Source organism: Mesorhizobium sp. B3-1-7 (assembly GCF_006439385.1).
In the GTDB taxonomy this organism is placed as follows: domain Bacteria; phylum Pseudomonadota; class Alphaproteobacteria; order Rhizobiales; family Rhizobiaceae; genus Mesorhizobium.
This window is the reverse complement of sequence record NZ_VFTL01000015.1, coordinates 46,661-70,926: the sequence shown is the minus strand read 5'-3', so window position 1 is coordinate 70,926 and position 24,266 is coordinate 46,661. Positions and strand designations below refer to the sequence as shown.

Annotated in this window: 21 protein-coding genes; 18 read left to right on the top strand and 3 right to left on the bottom strand. The window is 64.1% G+C overall.

What is annotated here, in order from left to right; translation table 11 throughout:
* Window positions 1–2: 2 nt before the first annotated feature.
* Window positions 3–350, bottom strand: coding sequence for an iron-sulfur cluster insertion protein ErpA (gene erpA, locus FJ417_RS14435; RefSeq protein WP_140652519.1), 348 nt, complete (start codon window positions 348–350; stop codon window positions 3–5).
* A gap of 70 nt (window positions 351–420) precedes the next feature.
* On the opposite strand from erpA, the gene FJ417_RS14430 reads away from it, so the two are divergent.
* The 12 genes from FJ417_RS14430 to FJ417_RS14375 all read left to right on the top strand — a co-directional run bounded on the left by FJ417_RS14430 (window position 421) and on the right by FJ417_RS14375 (window position 14,919).
* Complete coding sequence (locus tag FJ417_RS14430) at window positions 421–1,650, top strand: deoxyguanosinetriphosphate triphosphohydrolase (protein WP_140783911.1); 1,230 nt, start codon at window positions 421–423, stop codon at window positions 1,648–1,650.
* Window positions 1,651–1,711: 61 nt separating this feature from the next.
* Complete coding sequence (argS, locus tag FJ417_RS14425) at window positions 1,712–3,469, top strand: arginine--tRNA ligase (protein WP_140646701.1); 1,758 nt, start codon at window positions 1,712–1,714, stop codon at window positions 3,467–3,469.
* 103 nt (window positions 3,470–3,572) lie between these two features.
* Window positions 3,573–7,052 (top strand): SPOR domain-containing protein, encoded by a 3,480-nt coding sequence (locus tag FJ417_RS14420; protein WP_140783910.1) that lies wholly within the window; start codon window positions 3,573–3,575, stop codon window positions 7,050–7,052.
* Between the two features lie 132 nt (window positions 7,053–7,184).
* Complete coding sequence (gene nagZ, locus FJ417_RS14415; RefSeq protein ID WP_140783909.1) at window positions 7,185–8,204, top strand: beta-N-acetylhexosaminidase; 1,020 nt, start codon at window positions 7,185–7,187, stop codon at window positions 8,202–8,204.
* A 61-nt stretch (window positions 8,205–8,265) separates the two neighbouring features.
* Window positions 8,266–9,066: a ScpA family protein gene (locus FJ417_RS14410; protein WP_140783958.1), complete on the top strand. Its 801-nt coding sequence runs from the start codon at window positions 8,266–8,268 to the stop codon at window positions 9,064–9,066.
* Window positions 9,063–9,818 (top strand): SMC-Scp complex subunit ScpB, encoded by a 756-nt coding sequence (gene scpB / locus FJ417_RS14405; RefSeq protein ID WP_140783908.1) that lies wholly within the window; start codon window positions 9,063–9,065, stop codon window positions 9,816–9,818. The genes FJ417_RS14410 and scpB overlap by 4 nt, the downstream gene beginning before the upstream one ends.
* Before the next feature lie 179 nt (window positions 9,819–9,997).
* On the top strand, window positions 9,998–10,216 hold the full coding sequence (locus FJ417_RS14400) for a twin-arginine translocase TatA/TatE family subunit (protein ID WP_027167260.1): 219 nt from the start codon (window positions 9,998–10,000) through the stop codon (window positions 10,214–10,216).
* Between the two features lie 83 nt (window positions 10,217–10,299).
* Entirely contained in the window at window positions 10,300–11,013 is a 714-nt protein-coding gene (tatB, locus tag FJ417_RS14395) for a Sec-independent protein translocase protein TatB (RefSeq protein WP_140783907.1), read from the top strand.
* The gene (gene tatC / locus FJ417_RS14390) at window positions 11,010–11,873 is read left to right on the top strand and encodes a twin-arginine translocase subunit TatC (RefSeq protein ID WP_140646705.1); all 864 of its coding nucleotides are present in this window, start codon (window positions 11,010–11,012) and stop codon (window positions 11,871–11,873) included. Before tatB ends, tatC begins: the two co-directional genes overlap by 4 nt.
* Window positions 11,874–12,167: 294 nt before the next feature.
* Window positions 12,168–13,472, top strand: coding sequence for a serine--tRNA ligase (gene serS / locus FJ417_RS14385; RefSeq protein ID WP_140783906.1), 1,305 nt, complete (start codon window positions 12,168–12,170; stop codon window positions 13,470–13,472).
* Between the two features lie 4 nt (window positions 13,473–13,476).
* Window positions 13,477–14,235, top strand: coding sequence for a 5'/3'-nucleotidase SurE (surE, locus tag FJ417_RS14380; protein WP_140646707.1), 759 nt, complete (start codon window positions 13,477–13,479; stop codon window positions 14,233–14,235).
* Window positions 14,236–14,265: 30 nt separating this feature from the next.
* Window positions 14,266–14,919 carry a protein-L-isoaspartate(D-aspartate) O-methyltransferase gene (locus FJ417_RS14375; protein WP_140783905.1) on the top strand — a complete coding sequence of 218 codons (654 nt, stop codon included), beginning with the start codon at window positions 14,266–14,268 and terminating at the stop codon, window positions 14,917–14,919.
* A 6-nt stretch (window positions 14,920–14,925) separates the two neighbouring features.
* Here FJ417_RS14375 and FJ417_RS14370 read toward each other — a convergent pair whose 3' ends face one another.
* Window positions 14,926–15,633 carry an outer membrane beta-barrel protein gene (locus FJ417_RS14370; RefSeq protein WP_140783904.1) on the bottom strand — a complete coding sequence of 236 codons (708 nt, stop codon included), beginning with the start codon at window positions 15,631–15,633 and terminating at the stop codon, window positions 14,926–14,928.
* Between the two features lie 382 nt (window positions 15,634–16,015).
* Here FJ417_RS14370 and FJ417_RS14365 point away from each other — a divergent pair, with 382 nt between their 5' ends.
* Window positions 16,016–17,536 carry a LysM peptidoglycan-binding domain-containing M23 family metallopeptidase gene (locus FJ417_RS14365; RefSeq protein ID WP_140783903.1) on the top strand — a complete coding sequence of 507 codons (1,521 nt, stop codon included), beginning with the start codon at window positions 16,016–16,018 and terminating at the stop codon, window positions 17,534–17,536.
* A gap of 135 nt (window positions 17,537–17,671) precedes the next feature.
* Here FJ417_RS14365 and FJ417_RS14360 read toward each other — a convergent pair whose 3' ends face one another.
* Window positions 17,672–18,544 carry an ATP-binding protein gene (locus FJ417_RS14360; protein WP_140783902.1) on the bottom strand — a complete coding sequence of 291 codons (873 nt, stop codon included), beginning with the start codon at window positions 18,542–18,544 and terminating at the stop codon, window positions 17,672–17,674.
* 267 nt (window positions 18,545–18,811) lie between these two features.
* Between FJ417_RS14360 and yajC the strand changes: the two genes are divergently transcribed.
* The 5 genes from yajC (at window position 18,812) to FJ417_RS14335 (ending at window position 24,236) form a co-directional block, all read left to right on the top strand.
* The gene (gene yajC, locus FJ417_RS14355) at window positions 18,812–19,150 is read left to right on the top strand and encodes a preprotein translocase subunit YajC (protein WP_095765024.1); all 339 of its coding nucleotides are present in this window, start codon (window positions 18,812–18,814) and stop codon (window positions 19,148–19,150) included.
* Between the two features lie 52 nt (window positions 19,151–19,202).
* Window positions 19,203–20,216: a hypothetical protein gene (locus FJ417_RS14350; RefSeq protein WP_140783901.1), complete on the top strand. Its 1,014-nt coding sequence runs from the start codon at window positions 19,203–19,205 to the stop codon at window positions 20,214–20,216.
* A gap of 89 nt (window positions 20,217–20,305) precedes the next feature.
* On the top strand, window positions 20,306–22,855 hold the full coding sequence (gene secDF, locus FJ417_RS14345; RefSeq protein ID WP_140708112.1) for a protein translocase subunit SecDF: 2,550 nt from the start codon (window positions 20,306–20,308) through the stop codon (window positions 22,853–22,855).
* A 124-nt stretch (window positions 22,856–22,979) separates the two neighbouring features.
* A complete protein-coding gene (locus tag FJ417_RS14340) occupies window positions 22,980–23,369 on the top strand; it encodes an Mth938-like domain-containing protein (RefSeq protein WP_140646714.1) in 390 nt (129 codons plus the stop codon).
* Window positions 23,370–24,236, top strand: coding sequence for a phytoene/squalene synthase family protein (locus FJ417_RS14335; protein ID WP_246687459.1), 867 nt, complete (start codon window positions 23,370–23,372; stop codon window positions 24,234–24,236).
* Window positions 24,237–24,266: the final 30 nt, after the last annotated feature.

The following is a 24,266-nucleotide window of genomic DNA, read 5'->3' as shown; positions in this document are numbered from 1 at the left end:
GGCTATATGGAGAAGCTGGTGCCGCAGCCGCAGGAGGCGACAGCGTTGGGGTTCCTGATTTGGAAGGACTGGCCCATCAGGTCATCCACGAAGTCGATCACCGAGCCGCCCATATAAACCAGCGACAGGTCGTCGATCAGGATCGTCGCGCCATCCTTCTCGATGGCGACATCGTCATCGTTGCGGCTGCCGACGAGATCGAATTTGTAGGAAAAGCCGGAGCAACCGCCGCCTTCGACGGAGACGCGCAACGCCGTCTTGCCCGGTTCGCCGGCAACGATCCTGGCGATCCGCTTGGCCGCGGCATCGGTCATCTCGACCTTCATGGCAGTCTTGGCATCCGCGCCCATCGGCGTCACCTTGCTTTCGGTTTCACATGATAGGTATGAAGCGGGCGTGGCCAAGTCAACTGGTGGATCAATGGACGAGCGGCAGGGCAAGGATGCTCTCGGCGACATCGGGTTCGGCTATCGGCCGCGCGCGGTCTATGCGAGCGATCCGGCGCGCTCGCGCGGACGCCTGTTCGAGGAGGCCGAGAGTCCGACCCGCACGCCGTTCCAGCGCGACCGCGACCGCATCATCCATTCCACCGCATTCCGCCGGCTGAAGCACAAGACGCAGGTGTTCGTGGCGCATGAGGGCGATCACTTCCGCACGCGGCTGACGCATTCGATCGAGGTGGCGCAGATCGCACGAGCACTGGCGCGGGCGCTGCGCGGCGACGAGGACCTCGCCGAAGCAGTCGCCCTTGTACATGATTTCGGCCACACGCCCTTCGGCCATACGGGAGAGGACGCGCTCAACGAGAAGATGGCCGCCTGGGGCGGCTTCGACCACAACGCCCAGTCGCTGCGCGTGGTCACGCGGCTCGAGCGGCGCTATGCCGAGTTCGACGGTCTGAACCTCACCTGGGAAACGCTGGAAGGGCTGGTCAAGCATAACGGCCCGTTGACCGATGCGAGCGGGAAGGGGCTCAAGGGCCCGGTGCCGCAGGCGATCCGCGACTATTCCGAACTGCACGACCTCGAGCTCGACCGCTTCGCCGGCATCGAGGCGCAGTGCGCCGCGATCGCCGACGACATCGCCTACAACACCCATGACATCGACGATGGCCTGCGCGCCGGCCTGCTGACGCTGGACATGCTGCAAGGCGTCGGCCTGCCGGGCTCGATCCTGAACGGCGTGCGCGCCAAATATCCTCAGCTCGACGATGTCCGCACCGGCCACGAACTGTTGCGCCGGCAGATCACGCTGATGGTCGAGGATGTCATTGCATCGACCGCTGCCAACATCGAGCGTCTCAAACCGGACAGCGCCGATGCGGTGCGCGCGGCAGGCGAGACCCTGGTGACCTTTTCGCCAGGGATGGCCGCGGCCGAAAAGGAATTGAAGGCCTTCCTCTACAAGCATCTCTACCGGCACCCGGAAGTGATGCGGGTGCGGGCCGAGGCCGAGCGCATCGTGCGCGAGCTGTTCGACGTCTATTTCGCCGATCCACGCGCCATGCCCGATGGCTGGCGCGAAGGGCTCGACAGGGCCGAGGATCGCATCAAGGCGCGCAGCGTCGCCGACTTCCTGGCCGGCATGACCGACACCTATGCGCTCAAGGAACATCGGCGTCTGTTTGACCATACGCCCGATTTGAGCTAGGGCGAGCCTCGATTTTGCCGGCCACGCTGCCGGTCGTCTCTTAAAGCCCAGAGCATATCCAATGAATATCTTCGCCGATTTCAACGCGCGGATCGTAAAGGCCGTCGAAGCCCTTGATCTCAAGGACAAGGAGGGGGCTGCGCTCGACCTGTCGCGTGTCGCGGTCGAGCCGCCGCGCGATGCAAGCCATGGCGATCTCGCTACCAATGCGGCGATGGTGCTGGCCAAGCCCACCGGACAGAACCCGCGCGCGCTTGCCGAAAGACTGGCCGAAGCGCTCCGCGCCGATGCAGACGTCGCCTCGGCCGAGATCGCCGGGCCGGGCTTCGTCAATCTCAGGCTCAAGGACGCGTTCTGGCACGCGCATCTGACGACGTTGCTCGGCGAGGGGCGCAACTATGGCCGCTCGACCATCGGCGGCGGCCGCAAGGCCAATGTCGAATATGTTTCGGCCAACCCGACCGGCCCGATGCATGTCGGCCATTGCCGGGGCGCCGTGGTCGGCGACACCTTGGCCAATCTGATGGCCTTCGCCGGCTACGACGTGACCAAGGAATATGTCATCAACGACGCCGGTTCGCAGATCGACGTGCTCGGCCGCTCGGCGTTCCTGCGCTATCGCGAGGCGCTCGGCGACGACATCGGCGAGATCCCGTCCGGTCTCTATCCGGGCGACTATCTGGTCCCCGTCGGCCAGGCGCTGGCCAAGGAATTCGGCCGCGGCCTGCTGCAGATGCCGGAAGAGGAAGCGCTGGCGATCGTCAAGGACCGCACCGTCGACGCGATGATGGCGATGATCCGCGAGGATCTGGCGCTGCTTAACGTACATCACGATGTGTTCTTCTCCGAGCGCACGCTGCATGCCGACAACGCCAAGAGAATCCGGGCGGCGATCGCCGACCTGACGCTGAAAGGGCACATCTACAAGGGCAAGCTGCCGCCGCCCAAGGGCGAGAAGCCGGACGACTGGGAAGACCGCGAGCAGACGCTATTCCGCTCGACGGCGGTCGGCGACGACATGGACCGGGCGCTGGTCAAGTCCGATGGCTCGTTCACCTATTTCGCCGCCGACGTCGCCTATCTGAAGGACAAGGTCGAGCGCGGCTTCGTCGACCTGATCTATGTGCTCGGCGCCGACCATGGCGGCTATGTGAAGCGGCTGGAGGCGCTGGCGCGGGCGGTTGCAGGCGACACGGTCAAGCTCACCGTGCTGCTTTGCCAGCTCGTGAAACTGTTCCGCGACGGCGAGCCTGTCCGGATGTCGAAGCGGTCCGGCGATTTCGTCACCCTGCGCGATGTGGTGGAAGAGGTCGGCCGCGACCCGATCCGCTTCATGATGCTTTACCGCAAGAACGATGCGCCGCTCGATTTCGACTTCGCCAAGGTCACGGAGCAGTCGAAGGACAATCCGGTGTTCTATGTGCAGTACGCGTCGGCGCGCTGCCATTCCGTCTTCAGGCAGGCGAGCGAGCAGCTCGGCGAGGCGAATTTCGACCGCAACCGGCTGGCGGCTTCCGTGGCTGCGCTGACCGACGAGGGCGAAATCGCGCTGATCCGGAAGCTGGCTGAATATCCAAGGCTGATCGAATCCGCGGCGCTTTCGCTGGAGCCTCACCGGCTCGCATTCTACCTCTACGATCTGGCTTCCGGCTTCCATGCACAGTGGAATCGCGGCCACGACAACCAGGACTTACGTTTTGTTAAGGTTAACGACCGAGAATCAACCTATGCCAGACTAGGGCTGGTGCAGGCTGTTTCGGATGTTTTGACTTCCGGCCTGACGCTGATCGGGGCAGACGCGCCCACTGAAATGCGTTAGGTTTAACTAAAAAACCTGTCACCTTTTGCCCACATTGCGCTGGTAAGGGCCAACCCTGCGCGACGTCCATGGCGTCCGACTGTGTGCGAGTTCGGGAACAATAATGGCAGACAGAACCCCGCTGAAAGTAGCCGACCACAACGACATCGCCGATGATGATCCGTTCGCGGAACTGACCCGGATCATGGGTTTCGACCCGCGCCAGCCGGTGCGGCAGCCGGCTCCTGCGGCCGAGAAGGCCGCGCCGGTCAATCAGGCTCCAGCGGCGGACGATTTCGACATCGACCTCGAAAAGGAGTTGATGGGAGAGTTCGATTCCGTCGAGGAAAGCGAGCCGGTCGCTCAGCAGGCTGCCCTGCATCAGATCGGCTATGAGCCGGCTTTCGAGGCCGCAAGCGCCGCCGCGAATGACGACGAGTTGACTGCGTCCTTCGAGCAGGATTTCGTGTTCGACGACGCGGCGGATCATGCCGATTTCGCCGTGGCCCATGTGCCGGAGGCGGATTTCGCGCCGGAGCCGGAAGGCGCGCCGGAGGCGCATTTTGCAGCTGAGCCGCATTTCGCGCCGGAGCCACAAGAAGCTCCCGAGCCGGAAGTCGCTTTTGACGATGATTTCGACAAGGCCGTCGCCAGTTCGCTGGATGCCTCGCCGCTCGAAGACGAACTTCCGATCGATCAGGAAATGGCGGCTTCGCTGGACCAGGATTTCCAGCTCGACCATCACGAACCCGCCAATCTCGACTATCACGAGCCGGCTGACGCCCGTCAGGCCGCCGTCGAAGCCGTGCAGGCCGCGAGCGATGAGGCGTTCAACGCCGATTTCGACAATGCCGTCCAGATGTCGCTCGAAGACGAGCTGTCGTTTGAGAGCCACGAGCCGGAGCAGCAGGCGCAAGCCGTCGAGCCGGTCGAAGTCTCCGCGGCCGATCCGCTGATTTCCGAGGACGATTTTGCCGGTCACTTCGACCAGACGATGACCGATGTCGATGTCAATCTCGGCCAGGCTCAGGGTTTTCAGGAGCCGGAGCCGGCAGTTGACGATGACCCGGCGCCGATGGTCGAGGTGCCGACCGAGACGGCCCATTTCGCCGCCGAGCCGGAGTTCGCCGCGCCTGAACCTGCCGCCGCGCTGACCCTTGATGACGATTTCGAACTGAGTTTCCGCGATGCGCTGAACGAGGAGCCGCAAGCTCCGGCCGTCGAGCCCGCCGCCGCGCTGCAGCCGGCCGCGGTCGAGCCGGCTCCTGTCGTCGCCGCTCCGGTTCCGCCTGTCGCCGCCGCGCTGGTTCCGCCTGTCGCCGCCGTCGAACCGGCGAGGCCGGCGGCCAGCGAACGAAGCCTGGAAGACGAGCTCAATGCGCTGCTCGGCGCCATGACCGCGCGACCGATGCCCGCGGTCAAGGAGCCCGCTCCCGCGCCACGTCTGGTTGCGGAACCCGCAGGCTACGCTGGCGGGAAGGCGGCGGCCGATGATCTCGACTGGGATCTCGACGAGCACCAGTCGGCGCAGAACGGGAAGGGCGCTCAGCCGGCAGAAAGCGATATGGACGACCTGCTTGCCAGCGAACTCGATCGCCAGGATTTCTCAAGCTCGGCCAAAACCGAGGTCGATGTTGATTTCGATGACGATTTCGGCGCTGCTTTCGTCAAGAGCATCGAAGCTGAACAGGCAGCTGCCGCCACGGCAAGGTCTCCGGTAAATTCCTCCGATTGGCTGCATTCGACGCCTACGGAATCAGGCAAGTCGTGGAGCCGCTCGACCCCGACCTCGGCTCCGCCGGTGCAGGCTTCGTTTGCCGCGCAGCCGGCGCCCTCGGCTCCGGCGCAGATGGCCGCGCCTTCAGCGCCAGTGCAGATGGCCGCGCCGGCCTACCGCAGGGAACCGGCAACGGATTATTCCGCCTATGCCATGCCGGCGCAGCCGCCGGTGCCTTCGTCGCCGCCTCGCCAGCACGAAGATGTGCCGGATGTCGAGACGGTCGATGTGCCGGAGCGCGTGGTCGCGCTCGCGGACGACCTCGACATTCCGGAGCTCAGCTTCGAGGAAGACCAGCCGGCGGCGCCCGCTTACGACGATCTCGATGCGGAATTCGCCAGCCTGCTCACCGACATGAATGCGACGGAGATCGCGCCGGCGCCCGCGCAGAACCGGGGCTATGATGACGAATCCTACAGCGCCGGCTTCAACGGTTATGACCGTCGCGACTTGCGCACCGAGGCTCCGGCGGCTCCGGTGGCCCCGGCTTCGTTTGCCGTCGCCAACGATTACGACGCCGACGACCTGCCCGGCAGCCGGCCGGTTTCGCAGGCGGAGGATTTCGCCGCCGATGAGCTCGACTACGATCCCGAGCTCGAGGAAGCGATGGCGATACCCGGGCTTGCCGAGCGCGAGGCGGCGCAGCCGCGCCGGCGCGGCGTGATGATCGCGGCGCTGGTCGGCGCCGTGGTGGTTCTCGGCGGCCTTGGCGCGCTGGCCTTCTCGTTCGGCGGCAAGGGCGGCAGCGAGGCTCCGGTTATCGTCAAGGCCGACAATTCGCCGATCAAGGTGAAGCCCGAAAATCCGGGCGGCACGGTGGTGCCGAACCAGGACAACAAGGTTTATGACGCGGTGGCCAAGGGCGGCGGCGCCGCCAAGCCCGCCGAGCCGGTGCAGCAGAAGCTGGTGAACACCACCGAGCAGCCCGTGGACCTGGCATCGAAGGAACCGCCGACGAGCCGGGTCGTCGATCTCGCGCCCAACGACAACGACGCCGCGGCCGGCGCTGACGCCGCCGACGATTCAGCTGCAGCCTTGCCTGGCGTCGCGCAAGCGACCGTGCCGCAAGGCGCGCAACCTGCCGCGCCGGCAAGCGCGCAACCTGCCGCGCCGGCAAGCGCGCAGCCGGCAGCGCCGGCGCCGAAGTCGGAAGACCGCATCGCCCAGGTGCTGCAGCAGGATGCCGACAACACCGTCAACAACGACGTCGTCGCCGTCGCGCCGCGCAAGGTGAAGACCATGATGGTGAAGCCGGACGGCTCGCTGGTGCCGCGTGAAGACCCGGCTCCGGCCGCGCCAAAGGTCGCGGCGGCCGAGCCGAGCGATCCGATGCCGCAGCATGTCGCACCGGCCTCCGACGGCCAGCAAACGGGAACCGTGGCTTCCGACGCGGACCAGGCCGATGCGCCTGCCGCCAAGCCGGCGAAGCCCGCGAAGAAGGTTGAAGCCAAGGCTCAGTCGGCCAACACGCCGGCGGTGGTGCCGGTGGCGCCGGCGCGTCCGTCCGACCAGCCGGTCGATATCGTCGGTGAGGTCAAGCCGGACCAGGTCGCTTCGATCGATCCGGCGGTAGCTGCCGGCGGCGGCTCGTGGTCGATGCAGATCGCCTCACAGCCGACGGTCGAAAGTGCGCAGTCGACCTATCAGGATCTGCAACGCCGCTACGGCAGCGTGCTCTCCGGCCGCACCGCCAACATCGTCAAGGCCGAGGTCGCGGGCAAGGGCACCTTCTACCGCGTCCGCGTTCCGGCCCAGTCGCGCAACGATGCGATCAACCTTTGCACCAGCTACAAGGCGGCCGGCGGCAACTGCTTCGTATCGCGCTGACAGGTTTCAGCTTCCAAAGCCGGCGGCGCCGCAAGGCCGCGCCGGCTTTTCGTTGTGGACGGTTGTGGGCTTTGGCTGGTCGGAGGGCAGGGGTGATTCCCTTTGCCCGCCCAAAGCCTTAAGCTTTGGTGCATGAGCGAATCAAAATCCATGATCCTCGGCTGCGCCGGGAAATCCCTCGCCGAAGACGAAATCCGCTTCTATCGCGATGAACGTCCCTGGGGCTTCATCCTGTTTGCGCGCAACATCGGCGAAGCCGGGCAGATCCGCGACCTTGTCGCCTCGATGCGCGACAGCGTCGGCCGCCCGGACGCTCCGGTCTTCATCGACCAGGAAGGCGGCCGGGTGCAGCGCCTGCGCCCGCCGCTGGCGCCGAACTATCCGGCCGGCGGCGCGCTTGGCGCGTTGTGGCGCGACGATCGCGAGGCCGGCCGCCGCGCCGCCTGGCTGATGGCGCGGCTGCATGCCTTCGATCTCTCGCGCCTGGGCATCACCGCCGACTGCCTGCCGGTGCTCGATGTGCCGGTCGAAGGCGCCAGCGACGTCATCGGCGCGCGCGCCTATGGCAAGGAGCCCAATGCCGCGATCGAGCTTGGCCGGGCTTCTGCCGAGGGGCTCATGTCCGGCGGCGTGCTGCCGGTGATGAAACATATTCCAGGCCACGGCCGCGCCTTTGCCGACACGCATTTCGCGCTGCCGACCGTCGATACGCCGCTGGAGGAGCTCCGCCGGCATGATTTCGCCCCGTTCACGGCGCTTAGGGAGCTGCCGATGGCGATGACGGCGCATGTCGTCTACAGCGCCGTCGATCCCGATAATCCGGCGACCACATCCGCCAAGGTCGTCGATCAGGTGATCCGCGGCGAGATCGGCTTCGACGGGCTGCTGATGAGCGACGACACCTCGATGAAGGCACTTTCTGGGGACTTCCCGACAAAGGCGGCCGCGATCCTTGCGGCCGGCTGCGATCTCGTCCTTCATTGTAACGGCGTTTTCGAGGAGATGTCGGGGATCGCCTCGCGCACGACGGCGCTGTCGGGCAAGTCCTTGGCGAGAGCCGAGCGGGCGCTGACCTATATAAAGGATCGCGACGTCGCCGACGAAACGGCGATACGCGCAGAATTCGCCACCTATTTCGAAGCGGTGGCCTGAACCGAAGGACGAAGGGCAAGTGGCGGAGACATTGGAAGGCAAGGCCGCGAAGGCCGCACCGATGGACCGTCTGTGGGCCGAGAACGACGATTCACGCCTGACAGGCGACCCGTCGCTGGTCGTTGATGTGGCTGGTTTCGAAGGTCCGCTCGATCTTCTCTTGCATCTAGCCCGCAACCAGAAGGTGGATCTGGCGCGCATTTCGATCCTGGCGCTCGCCGAGCAATATCTGGCCTTCGTCGAGAAGGTGCGGGCGCTGAGGCTCGAGCTTGCCGCCGACTATCTGGTGATGGCGGCGTGGCTCGCCTTCCTGAAATCGAAGCTGCTGATCCCGAAGCAGCCGGGCGAAGAGGGCGAAAGCGGCGAGGAACTCGCGGCGGTGCTGCAATTCCGGCTGAAGCGGCTGGAAGCCATGCGCGACGCCGCGGCGCGTCTGGTCAACCGCAACCGTCTCGGCCGCGACGTCTTTTCGCGCGGCCTGCCGGAAATGGTGATCATCGAGAAGCGCAACAGCTTTTCGGCCTCGCTCTACGATCTGCTCACCGCCTATGCGCAGCAGCGCCAGAAGCAGGCGATCAACAATGTGACGATTGCCCGGCGCGCCGTTTGGTCGTTGAAGGATGCGCGTGAGGTGCTGGCGCGGCTGATCGGCTCGGTCGGCGACTGGACGACGCTCGACAGCTTCCTGATCGAATATCTGGCCGCGCCGGAAGAGAAGCGCACGGCGATGGCCAGTTCCTTCGCGGCGACGCTGGAAATGGTGCGCGAGGGCAAATTGGACATGCGCCAGGATCAGGTGTTCGCGCCGATCTATCTGCGCGGCCGCGCGCAAGGGGTAAGGGCAGTCGAGGTGGTATCATGAGCGAACGCGCCAACGCTTCGGTCATCCCGTTCAAGGTCGAGGACGAGCCGGAAGACGAGATGCCGGAGCAGGGTTCCATCGAGAACCCGGCCGAGCGGCTGCAATTGTCGGAAGCCGTGCGCATGGCCGAGGCGATCATTTTCGCCAGCGCCGAGCCGGTCAGCGAAAAGCAGCTTGCCGCGCGCCTGCCGGAAGGCGTGAACATTGCCGCCGCAATGGCGGATCTGCAGGAAATCTATGCCAAGCGCGGCGTAAACTTGGTACGGGTCGGCGATGCCTGGGCTTTCCGCACCGCAGGCGACCTGGCTTTCCTGATGAGCCGGGACTCCGTCCAGCAGAGAAAGCTTTCGCGCGCGGCGCTCGAAGTGCTGGCGATCATCGCCTATCACCAGCCGGTGACGCGCGCCGAGATCGAAGACATCAGAGGCGTGGAGACGTCGAAAGGCACACTCGATACGTTGCTCGAAACGGAATGGGTCAGGATGCGCGGCCGCCGCCGCACGCCCGGGCGGCCTGTGACCTATGGCACCACAGACGCTTTCCTGGATCATTTTGCGCTGGAAGAGATCCGCGATCTGCCCGGCATGGAGGAGCTGAAGGGCGCTGGCCTGCTCTCGACGCGCATGCCGGCCAATTTCTCGATGCCGGTGCCGCCGGCCGATCCCGATGCGCTCGCCGAAGACGAGGACGCGCTGACCGATATCGACCTCGAGGAACTCGGGCTGTTGACGCCGCGCGTCACTGACGAGTGATCATCAAATCGCCGCGAATGGTCTATTAGCAGAGGCTGCGCGGATTGGTAGCAAGCCGCTCACGCCGAAAGTGCGTGACATCCGCTAGCCATTTTATCAACTTCCTAGCGGTTGTGTTTGAATCCCCGAGCGAAAACGCATAGATCATCGCCAGGGAAAACATTCGAGAGAGAATAGCAATGGGTTCATTTTCGATTTGGCATTGGATGATCGTGCTGGTCATCGTGCTTCTGGTGTTCGGCCGCGGCAAGATCCCGGAACTGATGGGCGACATGGCCAAGGGCATCAAGAGCTTCAAGAAGGGCATGGCCGACGACGACGCCGACGACAAGCGTACCGTCGAACATCGCGCTGACGAGACTGTTTCGCCGGCCAAGGAAAAGGTCAGCAAGAGCTGATCCCGGTTGTTGGTTTGAGCATGCCGTTGTCCCAAAACCGCTTCGCATTTTTGGGCGGTAGGCACTCGTCGGAATAGATTGTCATGTTTGAAGTCGGTTGGAGCGAACTGCTGGTGATCGCGGTTGTCATGATCGTGGTCGTCGGGCCTAAGGATTTGCCCAACATGCTGCGCACCTTCGGTCGCACCGCGGCGAAATTGCGCGCCATGGCCGGCGACTTCCAGAAGCAGTTCAACGAGGCGCTGAAGGAAGCAGAGCTCGACGACGTGAAGAGTTCGATCGATAGCCTTCGCGGTCTCAATCCGCTGAACGAGGTGCGCAAGCAGCTCAATCCGTTCGAGCAGGCCGCGGCCGACGTGCGGGCCGGCGTCGATACGATGATGAAGCCCAAGCCGGCCGCCGATCCGACAGCACCGGCGGCAGAGACTCCGCAAGCCGCCGAGCCGCTCAAGAACGGCGCGACGGACCTGCCTGGCGCCGGTGGACCCGAGGCTGCGTCTGCCGCTCCAGCCTTCCCGGCCATGACCGACGCCTCCGTCACCGCACCGGTTTCTGACGCCGCCGTGCCGGCCAAGCCGGCGAAAAAGGCGGTGACCGCCAAGGCAAAGACGACTGGCGCCACGGCAAAGGCAGTTGCGGCAGCGAAGGCACCGGCCGCAAAGGCGCCGGCCAAACCCTCATCGGCCTCGGTTAAAGTCGCCGCGCCCGCCAGGAAGGCGGCGCCCAAGGCTGAGGCAAAGCCAGCCACGGCGAAGAAGGCAACCGACAGCAAGAAGATGGCGGGCGACACCAAGTGAGCGTTTCGGACAAGGAAAAGGAAGAAATCGAAAAATCGTCCGCGCCGCTGATCGAACACCTGATCGAGCTGCGCCGCCGGCTGATCTGGTCGCTGGGCGGCTTCTTTGTCGCCTTTCTCGTCTGCTTCTTCTTCGCCAAGCGCCTGTTCAACCTTTTGGTCATCCCTTTCAAATGGGCGACGCAATGGGCAGGCCTCGACCCGCACAAGGTCGAGCTGATCTACACCGCGCCACAGGAGTTCTTCTTCACCCAGGTGAAGCTCGCCATGTTCGGCGGCATGGTGATCGCTTTCCCGCTGATTGCCACGCAGATCTACAAGTTCATCGCGCCGGGCCTCTACAAGAACGAGCGCAGCGCCTTCCTGCCGTTCCTGATCGCCTCGCCCATCCTGTTCCTGATGGGCGCCTCGCTGGTCTATTTCTTCTTCACCCCGATGGTGATGTGGTTCTTCCTCGCCATGCAGCAGACCGGCACCAACGACCAGGTGCAGATCTCCCTACTGCCGAAGGTGTCGGAATATCTCAGCCTGATCATGACGCTGATCTTCTCCTTCGGTCTGGTGTTCCAGCTGCCGGTGGTGACCAGCCTTTTGACGCGCGTCGGCATATTGTCGTCGCAGGCGCTGGCCGAGAAGCGCAAATGGGCGATCGTCCTTTCCTTCGTGGTCGCCGCGGTGCTGACGCCGCCCGATCCGATGAGCCAATGCGGCCTCGCTATCCCGACCATCATCCTCTACGAGGTTGCCATCTGGTCCTCGCGCATGATCGAGCGCGCCCAGGCGCGCGACCGCCTGGCGCGCGAGCAGGCGGAGGCGGGGAGTTCGGTTTCGAGCGACACGCCGGACACCTCGGCCTCCTGACCTAAAAGGCGCCGCCTGGGGCAGGAAATCGCAGCGGTCCATTTGCCCGCCGTCTTGCATCGACGACGGATGCGGTTTACGCCCTCGATCCTTAAAGCGCGTCGCGTCGAAACGGATTCACGCGACGCGCTTTAGGTCGTTGCTTGATGCATGTCGTTGTCGCAAAACCGAGGTCACTTTTGCGCGACATGCATTAAAGCGCGCGACGCGGTTTAAGTCTCTATTTTCATGCATGTCGTTTTCCCGGAACCGCTGCACACTTTTGGGCGACATGCATTAGTTTGAGGATCGACCATGCTTGACATCAAATGGATTCGCGACAACCCGAAGGCCCTTGTCGAGGCGCTGGTGAAGCGCTCGTGGTCGGCGGGCGAGGCGCAGTCCACGGTCGACGATCTGGTCGCGAAGGACGAGGCGCGGCGTTCGCATCTCAGTGAGCTGCAGGTCAAGCAGGAGCGTCGCAACGCCGCCTCGAAGGAGATCGGCAACGCCATGCGTTCGGGCGATTCAGCACTTGCCGAGAAGCTCAAGAGCGAAGTCAGCGACATCAAGGTGTTCATCCAGAATGGCGAGGCGCGCGAGCGCGAGCTCGACACGGCGCTTAACGACGCGCTTGCCGTGCTGCCCAACGTGCCGCTCGAAGACGTGCCGATTGGCAAGGATGAGCACGACAATGTCGTCAAGCGCCTCGTCGGCGACGTACCGACACGCCCGAACTGGGTGAAGGAGCATTTCGAGGTCGGCGAAGCACTCGGCATGATGGATTTCGAGCGCGCGGCGAAACTGTCCGGCTCGCGCTTCACGGTGCTGAAGAGCCAGCTGGCGCGCCTGGAGCGCGCGCTCGGCCAGTTCATGCTCGATCTGCACACCACCGAGCACGGTTACGAAGAGATCATCCCGCCGCTGATGGTGCGCGACGAGGTGCTTTTCGGCACCAATCAGCTGCCGAAATTCGAGGAGGACCTGTTCTTCACGCCGCATGGCGACAGTCGCCTCGGCCTGATCCCGACGGCCGAGGTGCCGCTGACAAACCTCGTGCGCGAGGAGATCACCGCGCATGAGAAGCTGCCGCTGCGCTACACCGCGCTGACGCCGTGCTTCCGTTCGGAAGCGGGTTCCGCCGGCCGCGATACGCGCGGCATGCTGCGCCAGCACCAGTTCTACAAGGTCGAGCTGGTCTCGATCACCGACCAGGAAAGCTCGATCGCGGAGCACGAGCGCATGACGCAATGCGCCGAAGAGGTGCTGAAGCGGCTCGGCCTGCCGTTCCGCACGGTGACGCTGTGCACCGGCGACATGGGTTTCGGCGCGCGCAAGACCTACGACATCGAGGTCTGGCTGCCGGGGCAGAACGCCTATCGCGAAATCTCGTCCTGCTCGGTCTGCGGCGATTTCCAGGCCCGGCGCATGGATGCCCGCTACAAGGACAAGGACGGCAAGGGCAATCGCTTCGTCCATACGTTGAACGGCTCGGGCACCGCGGTCGGCCGCGCTCTCATAGCCGTCATCGAAAACTACCAGAATGAGGATGGCAGCGTAACCATTCCTGAAGTGCTGCGGCCTTACATGGGTGGTCTTACCAAGATCGAATCGAAGTGACCGCATGCGCATTCTCCTGACCAACGACGACGGCATCCACGCTGAGGGGCTGGCGTCGCTCGAACGCATAGCCCGCACGCTGTCGGACGATGTCTGGGTGGTGGCGCCCGAGCAGGACCAGTCCGGCTATGCGCATTCGCTGTCGATTTCGGAGCCGCTCCGGCTGCGCAAGATCGGCGAGAAGCATTACGCCGTGCGCGGCACGCCGACCGACTGCGTCATCATGGGCACGAAAAAAATCCTACCCGGCCCGCCTGACCTGATCCTGTCCGGCGTCAATTCCGGCGCCAACATCGCCGACGACGTCACCTATTCCGGCACCGTTGCCGGCGCCATGGAAGGCGCGCTGCTCGGCGTGCGCTCGATCGCGGTCAGCCAGGCCTATTCCTATGTCGGCGAGGACCGCGTCGTTCCTTACGAGACGACCGAGGCGCTGGCGCCGGCGCTGCTCAAGCGCCTGGTGGAAACGCCGCTGCCGGAAGGCGTGCTGCTCAATGTCAATTTCCCCAACTGCGCCCCCGACGAAGTGGAGGGCACCGTCGTCACCGCGCAGGGCAAGCTGGTGCACAGCCTGTGGGTCGACGAGCGGCGCGACGGGCGCGGCCTGCCTTACTACTGGCTGCGTTTCGGCCGCGAGCCGGTCGAAGGCAAGAAGGGCACGGACCTTTATGCAATGCGCAACCGGCTGGTGTCGGTGACGCCGCTGCAACTCGACCTCACCGCCCATGAACTCCGCGACCAGCTGACCAAGGCGCTGTCATGAACAAGGCGTTGGCATGAACACGGTTTTGGCATGAACACGGGCATGGACGACCGCGAAGGTTTCGCCGCTTTCCTGCTCAGGCTGCGGGGCAGGGGCACGGCGCCGAAAGCGCTGGTCGCGGCCTTCGAGGCGACGCCAAGGCGTGGTTTCCTGTCGGCCCAGTTCCATGCGATCGCCTGGTCGGACGGCATGCTGCCGATCGAATGCGGCGAGGCAATCGAGGGCGCCGATCTGCAGGCGGCGGTGATCGCAGCGCTTCACATCGAGCCGGGCAATCGCGTGCTCGAGATCGGCACCGGCTCGGGTTACACGGCAGCCGTCATGTCGCGGCTTGCGGCGCGCGTCATCACCATCGACCGCTACAAGACGCTGACCGAGCAAGCCAAGCAGCGCTTCGAGGCGCTTGCCATCAGCAACGTCATCGCCCGCCAGGCCGATGGCTCCAACGGCCTGCCCAATGAAGGGCCGTTCGACCGCATCGTCGCCTGGGCGGCTTTCGACAACCTGCCGCGCTTCCTGCTCGACCAGCTGTCGAGCGGCGGCATCGTCATCGCGCCGATCGGCCCGGAGGAAGGCGAGCAGGTGCTGGCCAAACTCACCAAGGTGGGCAGCCGCTTCGAGCGCGAGGACATCGGCATGGTCAGGCTGCAGCCGATCCTGCGCAGCATCGCCGCGGTGATCTAGCTTTTCTCAACCATTCCAGTGGAAGTTCAGCCGCAAGCCGACCAGATCGACGTCCTGGCCGATCCGATCCGTGCCGAACGGAAAGGGCAGCCCGACGGCCGCGAAAGCAGTGGTCTTGTCGGGCATGAACAGGTGATCGTATTCGATTGCGAGTGACCAATTCGGGGCGAAGCCGTATTCGAGGCCCGCGCCCAGCGCGCCGCCCCACCGGGTCTGATCGCCGGTCTTGCCAGCGGGGATATCCGGGGGAAAGAGGACCTCAAAACGGTCGTGAGTCACGGCCGCGCCGCCTTTGACGTAAATGAGAGCGTTGTCGACGCTGTATCCGACCTGGGCCGTCAGCAGCCCAAACCAGTCGACGCGGGAACGATCTATAAAAGGGGGAATGAATTCGCTGACATTGGATCCCTTCAGATCGGCCCAGCTGCCTTGCGCTTCGAGCCCGAACACCCAGTCGTTGCGCTGCCAGCGATAGCCAAGCTGTGCGCCGACGGTGCCGCCGGTGGCGTTGTGACAGCCCTCACTGAAAGAAAGGCCGGCAAGTTGAGCGTCCCAGCATGAGTGGCTCGATCCCCAGCCGCCATTGGCGCCGATGTAGAAGCCACTCCAGTCATAGCTCGCGGCGACAGGCGTTTCGGTGAGATCGGCGGCGGATGCAGGCGCGGCGGCGCCCAAGGCAGCGGCAAACGCCGCGGCGACGAGAAAACATTTCATTGAAGGACCCTCCCAAGTTCCCTGACGGTATCGGAACTCGATCCGGAAATCCCGTTACCTGGAAGCAACACTCGGGAATATTTGAATCCAAACTATACTTGGATAGGAGACTGCGGCGTCCGGGCCGATCACTTCGATGTTCGGCGATTGAACTTTGTTCCCGGCCTGGCAAATGAAGCGAAGCCCGCGGTCCCAAGAACCAGCCGCGAATGCGCCGGAAAGCCGAGATGTCCGCGTCGCCGTCGCCCGGATTTTGGCCGCGCCAAAATTTCCGCCAATGTTTTAAGAAAATTTTCGCCGGATTCTAATGGGTTAACCGGCCAGTAACATTAACGCGCTTTAATTGCAGCCAGTTTGTACCGGGTCTGTGCGGGTTAGTGCGATGCAATTCAATCACTTGAAGGCAAACAGACGCAATCTGGCGCGCGGTTGCGCTGTCCTGATGATTGCCGGCGCGGCGGCCGGGTGCAGTTCCCAGTCGATGCGCTTCAACGGTGTCGATGATGTCTTCACATCCTCCACCAACAATCAGCGTGCCATCATCAACAAGCAGAATGTCGACCAGCCCTATCCGGGCGATACTGTCGCGCCTGCGCCGGTCGACGGCACGCATACCCAGTCGGTGAGCCGCTCGAGCCTTGAGCCGGTTACAGCCCAGCAATTGCCGCCTCCCTCGGCGCCGGCGCCGGCAAAGCCGATGCGTACCGCTTCGGCTCCCGCCCTCGCGCCGGCTCCGGCGCTTGCTCCCGCGCCGCATCTCGACAGGACGGCCACCGGCACGGTTGCCGCGGCCAAGCCGTTCAAGACCGCCGAGCCCGATGCGAGCGCTGCGCGGCACGCGACCGAAATCGTGGTGCGGGACGGCGAGACACTTTCGGGCCTGGCAGCGCACTACCATGTGCCGGCCGATGCCATCGCCAAGGTCAACGGGATCGATCCGAAGAAGGGCATTCGCAGCGGCCAGAAGATCGTCATCCCCGCCTATGCCTATTCCAGCAAGACGGAGCCAAGGGTCGCCGAAGGCAAGCCGACGAACACGCCGAAGCAGCCCGCGCCGGAAAAGGTCGCTGTGCTGCCGCAGCAGCCCAAGGTCAAGGACGGCAAGTCGGCCGCTCGGGTCGATGCATCGGCCGCGGCCAGCGGCTCGAAGAACCCCAAGCCCGCGCCGCGGATGGCCGAGGCCAAGCCGGCTGGCGCCAGCGGCTCCTACACCGTGCAGCAGGGCGACTCGCTGTCCTCGATCGCCAGGAAGACCGGCGTCAGCGTCGTGGCGCTGAAGCAGGCCAACGGCATGCAGGACGGCCTCCTCAAGATCGGCCAGACGCTCAAGGTTCCGGCCGGCGGCACGGTCGCTGTCGCAGCGGCCAAGGGTGCCGCTACCACCGCCAAGCCGGCGGTCGATCCGGTGACCACGGCGACGACGCAGCCGCCGGCGAAGACGACGCCGTCGCAGACGCTCGCTTCCTACACGCCGCCGAAGAAGGACGCCAAGGTCATCCAGCAGGCCGAGGACGACGATGCGGTGGCGCCTGACGCGACCGGCATCGGCAAGATGCGCTGGCCGGTGCGCGGCCGCGTGATCTCCGGCTTCGGTTCCGGCAAGGACGGCGTCGACATCGCGGTGCCGGAAGGAACGCCGATCAAGGCGGCCGAGAACGGCGTCGTCATCTATGCCGGCGACGGTCTTAAGGAATTCGGCAACACCGTGCTGGTGCGGCACGAGAACGGCCTGGTCACCGTCTATGGCCATGCAAGCTCGATCGAGGTGCAGCGCGGCCAGAAGGTCAAGCGCGGCCAGGAGATCGCGCTGTCCGGCATGAGCGGCACGACCGACTCGCCCAAGCTGCACTTCGAAGTGCGCAAGAATTCGGCCCCGGTCGATCCGACGGGCTATCTCGAATAGAACAAGAACCGTTTTGCGGGCCGCCTGACCTCCAGTCCGGCCCGCCGTCTTCAGCCCGCTCCGCAAGGAGCGGGCTTTTTCAATTTTTGTTTTGGCCGTGAGAACCGAAGGTTCGGTTCGCGATCATGGCCAGGCCTAATCCTTCAGCGGCTTGCCAAGCCGGCCGGCGAGATCCTGGGTGAACTGCCAAGCGACGCGGCCGGAGCGGCTGCCGCGCGTGGTTGCCCATTCCAGCGCCTCGGCGCGCAGCTGCTCGGGGTCGGACGCCAGGCCGTGATAGCGGACATAGCCGTCGATCATGTCGAGATACTCGTCCTGCGAGCATTTGTGGAAGCCGAGCCACAGGCCGAAACGGTCGGAAAGCGAGACTTTTTCCTCCACCGCTTCCGAGGGGTTGATGGCGGTCGAGCGCTCATTGTCGATCATGTCGCGCGGCAACAGATGCCGCCGGTTGGACGTGGCGTAGAAGATGACGTTGGTGGGGCGGCCCTCGACGCCGCCTTCGAGCGCCGCCTTCAGCGACTTGTATGACGTGTCGTCATGGTCGAAGGAAAGGTCGTCGCAAAACAGGATGAACCGATAAGGCGCTGCCTTCAGGAGACCCATCAGCTTGGGCAGCGTGTCGATGTCCTCGCGGTGGATCTCGATCAGCTTCAGCGGCCGGTCGAGCTTGTCGGAGGCGTTGACGGTGGCATGCACGGCCTTGACCAGGGACGATTTGCCCATGCCGCGCGCGCCCCACAAAAGCACGTTGTTGGCCGCATAGCCGGACGCGAAGCGTTCGGTGTTGTCGAGCAGGATGTCGCGCACGCGGTCGACGCCGCGGATCAGGCCGATGTCGACGCGGTTGACCTTGCGCACCGGTTCCAGAAAGCCAGGGTTCGCCTGCCAGACGAAGCAGTCGGCAACGCCGAGGTCGGTCTGCGGAACCGGCGGCGGGGCGAGGCGGGAAACCGCCTCGATCAGGCGGTCGAGTTTCTTGTTCAATGCGTCCAGGCTGTCGGTCATATCAGGTCTTTTTGTCGTGATATTTCAGCATGTGGGAGCAGCTTCCACGGCGTCGCTGCAAGAACCAGGCCCAAGCTTTTGTTGGAGCATGATCTTTTCGGTGGCCTCGAAGCGGCTTCCGCTGCGACGCTCTAGCACGCCGCAAACGGCTGGAAAAGCAACGGATTGGCCTCGCAGCGCAGTTGCATTGGCAAGTTTACCGACTATATTCCGGCCAAATTTTCGCGGGGCCGCCCCGGCGGTATTTCACCATCCAGGAGTTTCTTGATGTTCGTTACACCGGCATACGCCCAGGGCGTCGGCGCTTCGCCAGACATGCTTATCTCGATTTTGCCGTTTGTCCTGATTTTCGTGATCATGTATTTTCTGATCATCCGGCCGCAGCGCGCGCAGCTGAAGAAGCGCCAGGAAATGCTTTCGGCGGTGCGCCGCGGCGACACGGTGGTGACCGGCGGCGGCTTCGTCGGCAAGGTGACCAAGGTGATCGACGACAATGAGCTGGAGATCGACCTTGGCGGCGGAACCAAGGTGACCGCGCTGCGCTCGACGATCTCGGACGTGCGCGTCAAGGGCGAACCGGTGGCGAACCAGAACGCCAAGAAGTAGGCGAAATCCCAGCGGTGATGGCCGCGGGCAGGGTTCTGACGAACGGCGGCATATGGTCTATCTTTCGCGCCTGAAGGTCATTTTGATCGGGCTTGCCCTGATCTCGATGGCCTTCGGCGCGCCGAATGTTCTCGCCGCGGTGCCCGGCGCGCATATTTTGTTTCGCCTGGATACCGACCAGGTAAAAACCCGCCGGCTGGAAGCAATGCGCGACCAGGTCAGGACGCTGCTTCGCGACGCCGAATCCAGGATCAGCTATAGCGGCCTTGTCGTATCGGGCCTCACGGTTCAACTGCGCATTGGCGATCCCGCGCAAGTCGAGGCCGCCAAAGCGGCACTCAAGGCGGTGATCGATCCCATTGCCGGCAAGGAAGGTCCGGTCCAGGAGTTTGCGCTGGACGATAGCGAGCGCGGCCTGTTGAAGTTCACCATGACCGATGCCGGTGCGAAGTATCGAACCTATGCCGCGCTCACACAGTCGATCGAGGTCATCAAAAATCGCCTCAATGAACTTGGCGTGGCCGATCCCGCGATCCAGTTGACGGATGACGGCATACTGGTTCAGGCGCCAGGCGTCGCGGATTTGCACAGCCTGGCGCAAACCCTTGCGCGGCAAGGCCGACTGAGCTTCCAATTGGTCGATACGTCGACGCCTGTGAACGATGCGGTCAACGGCCAGGCGCCTGCCGGTTCAAGCGTGCTTTACACGCTGGATGATCCGCCAGTTCCCTATCTGGTCGAAGACCGGGTGCTTGTGTCGGGCGACAGCGTGCTGGACGCGGAGGCGATCCGCGACAGTTCGACAGAACAGTTTGTCGTCGCATTCCGGCTCGATTCCAAGGGTACGCAACGTTTCAAGTGGGCAACCACTCGGAATATCGGCAAGCCATTTGCGGTGATTTTGGACGGTCAGGTGATTTCGGCACCTATGATCCGTGAACCCATCGAGCACGGCACCGTGCAGATATCGGGAAATTTCACGGTCGACAACGCCAAGGAGCTTGCCCTGTTATTCCGCACCGGCGCGCTGCCGGCGAGATTGACAATCGTCGAGGAAGCACGATAGGGCCGACCGTGGTTGGAACGAAAACCATAGCTGATAATCTAGCCGATGGCGGAACGCTGCCGCTTGTACGCCTGAACGGATAAGAACGAATGCTCTATTTCTCGCGCCTGAAGATGATCCTGATCTGGCTCGCCGTGGCCATCACAGTGATCCTCGCCGCGCCCAACCTTTTCCCGGCAAGCACGCTGGCGCAACTGCCGAGCTGGGTGCCGAAGCGGCAGATGACGCTCGGCCTCGACCTTCAGGGCGGCTCACACATCCTGCTGCAGATGGATCAGAACGACCTGATCAAGGATCAGCTGCAGACGACGCGCGACGAGATCAGGACGCTGCTGCGCGACGCCAAGATTCAATATACCGGCCTTGGCGGAACAGGCCGAACCGTGCAGGTGCGCATCAACGATGCGAGCCAGCTCGACGCCGCCAAGACCGCGCTGAAGCCGATAACCAACCCGGTCACGGCCGGTCTGTTTGCCGGTGGTTCCGTGCAGTCGATGGCGCTGGACGATTCCGAGCCGGGGCTGTTGAAGTTCACCGTTACGGATGCCGGCATCAAATATCGTACCTCGACCGCGCTCTCGCAGGCGATTGAAGTGGTGGAGCGACGCGTCAACGCGCTAGGCACGACCGAGCCGATCGTGCAGCGGCAGGGCGACGATCGCATCCTGGTCCAGGTGCCCGGGCTCCAGAACCCGCAAAGGCTCAAGGACATTATCGGCCAGACCGCCAAGCTGACGTTCCAGATGGTCGACACGTCGGTGCCGGTCCAGGACGCGATGAAGAATCGCCCGCCGGCTGGCGACTCGATCCTTTATTCGCAGGACGATCCTCCGGTTCCTTACCTGGTCGAGAACCGCGTTATCGTCTCGGGCGAAGACCTGTCGAATGCGACGCCGACTTATAATTCACAGACCAATGAGCCGGTGGTTTCGTTCACCTTCAATTCCCGCGGAGCGACGCGGTTCGGCCAGGCGACCCAGCAGAATGTCGGCAAGCCGTTCGCCATCGTGCTCGACAACCAGGTGATTTCGGCGCCGGTGATCCGCGAGCCGATCCTCGGCGGCAGCGGGCAGATCTCCGGCAATTTCACGGCCGAGAGCGCCAACGACCTCGCCGTCTTGCTGCGCGCCGGCGCCCTGCCGGCCAAATTGACCATCATCGAAGAGCGTACCGTCGGCCCCGGCCTTGGTCAGGACTCCATCCACGCCGGCAAGGTGGCGGGTGTGATCGGCTCAATCCTCGTCGTCGCCTTCATGTTCGTCGCCTATGGTTTCCTCGGTTTCATCGCCAATATCGCTTTGGCCGTGCACGTGGCGATGATCGTCGGCGCGCTGTCGCTGCTCGGCGCCACGCTGACCTTGCCCGGCATCGCCGGTATCGTGCTCACCATCGGCATGGCGGTGGACTCCAACGTTCTGATCTATGAACGCATCCGCGAGGAGCGGCGCAACGGCCGCTCGGTCATCCAGGCGATCGACACCGGTTTCTCCAAGGCGCTTGCGACAATCGTCGATTCCAACGTCACCTCCCTGATCGCGACCGTCGTGCTGTTCTTTCTGGGCACCGGTCCCGTGAAGGGCTTCGCCATCACCTATGCCATCGGCATTCTGACGACGGTCTTCACCGCCTTCACCTTCACCCGCATGCTGGTGTCGATCTGGCTGCGCCGCGCTCGTCCGAAGGAATTGCCGCGCGCGCCGGTCACCTTCATTCCGCCGGGCACGAAGATCCCGTTCATGGGCATCCGCCGCTGGACATTTGCTCTCTCCAGCACGTTGTCGATCCTGTCGGTCGTCGGGTTCCTGACGCTAGGCATCAACTACGGCATCGACTTCAAGGGCGGCTCGCTGATCGAGGTGCAGTCCAAAAAGGGCGATGCCGATCTTGGCGATATCCGCAGCAGGCTCTCCGAGCTCAACATCGGCGAGATCCAGGTGCAACAGTTCGGCGCGCCGAACGACGTGCTGATCCGTGTCGGCACGCAGGACGCCGGCGAGAACGCCGAGCAGACCGTCATCGACAAGGTGCGGGGCGAATTGCAGGACCAGTATGATTTCCGCCGCGTCGAAGTGGTGGGGCCGACCGTTTCCGGCGAGCTCGCCAAGCAGGGCACCATCGCCATGCTGATCGCGCTGGCCGGCATCCTGCTCTATGTCTGGTTCCGCTTCGAATGGCAGTTCGCCGTTGGCGCCATCGTCGCCACGGTGCACGATGTGGTGATGACGATCGGCTTCTTCGTCTTGACAGGACTTGAGTTCAACCAGTCGTCGCTGGCGGCGATCCTGACCATCATCGGCTATTCGCTGAACGACACCATCGTCGTCTATGACCGCGTGCGCGAGGATCTGCGAAAATACAAGAAGATGCCGCTGCCGCAGCTCTTGAACAACGCCATCAACGAGACGCTGTCGAGAACCACGCTGACCTCTGTCACCACGTCCCTGGCGCTGTTGGCGCTGGTGCTGTTCGGCGGCGAGGTGATCCGCTCCTTCACGCTGGCAATGCTGTTCGGCGTGGTGTTCGGCACCTATTCGTCGATCTTCATCGCCGCGCCGCTGCTGATCCTGTTCCGGTTGCGGCCGCAGGCCGCCACCGAAGAAGAGAAGAAGCCGGTGAACGGCAAGGCCGTGGCGACCTGACGCCGTCAGAGCCAGATGATTTCAGGTCGAGCCGACCTGAAATCATCCGGCTCCAAATCAAAGAGATAGAGCATGATGTCGTCCGAAAACCGCTCCACACTTTTCGGCATCATGCTCTAGACCCATGGCCAAAGGCATCATCATCCGCGAGGCGCATTTCCCGGGCAAGGCGCCGATCGAGGCCTATGGCAATGGCGGCTTCCGTTTTGCCGACATGTCGCATCGGGGCTCGCTGCTCGTCCTGCCGTCGGGCATCCATGGTTGGGAGCCGGCCGATCCGCTGGCGCTGAAGGCCTCGGATTTCGACAGGCTGTTCGCCGAGGCCGGCAGGGTGGAGATTCTGCTGGTCGGCATGGGCAAGGAATTGCGGCCGCTGCCGGCGGCGCTGCGCGCCGCGCTCAAGGAGGCCGGGATCTCGGCCGACCCGATGTCGACCGGGGCGGCGGTGCGGACCTACAACGTGCTGCTCGCCGAAGACCGTGCGGTGGCCGCTGCGCTGATCGCCGTCGACTGAATGGCCGGCACGTCCAACATCGCCAAGAATGGCGACGTCGTCATGGATGCGGTGCGCGCCGCCGACCATGACCGGTATCTGTCGGCGCTCTACGCGCCGGCCGACAGGCGCGACACGCTGCTCGCGCTCTACGCCTTCAACGCCGAGATCGCCGGCGTGCGCGATCGCATCCACGAGCCACTGCCGGGCGAGGTCAGGCTGCAGTGGTGGCGCGACGTCATCGCGGCGGACGGGCCGGAGGAGACCGGCCATCCGATCGCCGATGCCCTGAAGGCCGCGATCGTCGGCAATCATCTGCCGAAATCCGCTTTCGACAACATGCTCGAGGCGCGCATCTTCGATCTCTATGACGATCCGATGCCGTCGCGGACCGACCTCGAGGGCTATTGCGGCGAAACGGCCGCTGCACTGATCCAGCTTGCGGCCATGGTGCTCGATCCGGTCGTGGCGCCGCGCTTCGCCGAACTGGCGGGCCGGGCCGGTTGCGCTCAGGCCATCACCGGCCTGCTGCTTCTGCTGCCGCTGCATCGTCGGCGCGGCCAGTGTTTCGTGCCCGCGGACATCCTGGCGGCCGCCGGCACGACGCCGGAAGAGTTCGTCAAGGGCGAGGGCGGGCCTGCCGCGGAACGCGCGGTCGCTGCGATGATCGCGCTGGCGCGGGACCATCTCAACGCCTTCGAGAAAGGCGCGCCGGCGCTTCCTGTCGCGCTGCGGCCTGCTTTCCTGCCGTTGGCGCTGACCCGTGTCTATCTCGACAAGATGGAGAAGGCGGGCGGGTCGCCGCTCGGCTCGACGGCGACGCTCTCCATCCTGCGCCGCCACTGGCTGCTCCTGCGACATGCGATGCGGGGCTGGACGCCCCTTTGACGTAAACGTCAATCGTGCTAGGGGTTTCGT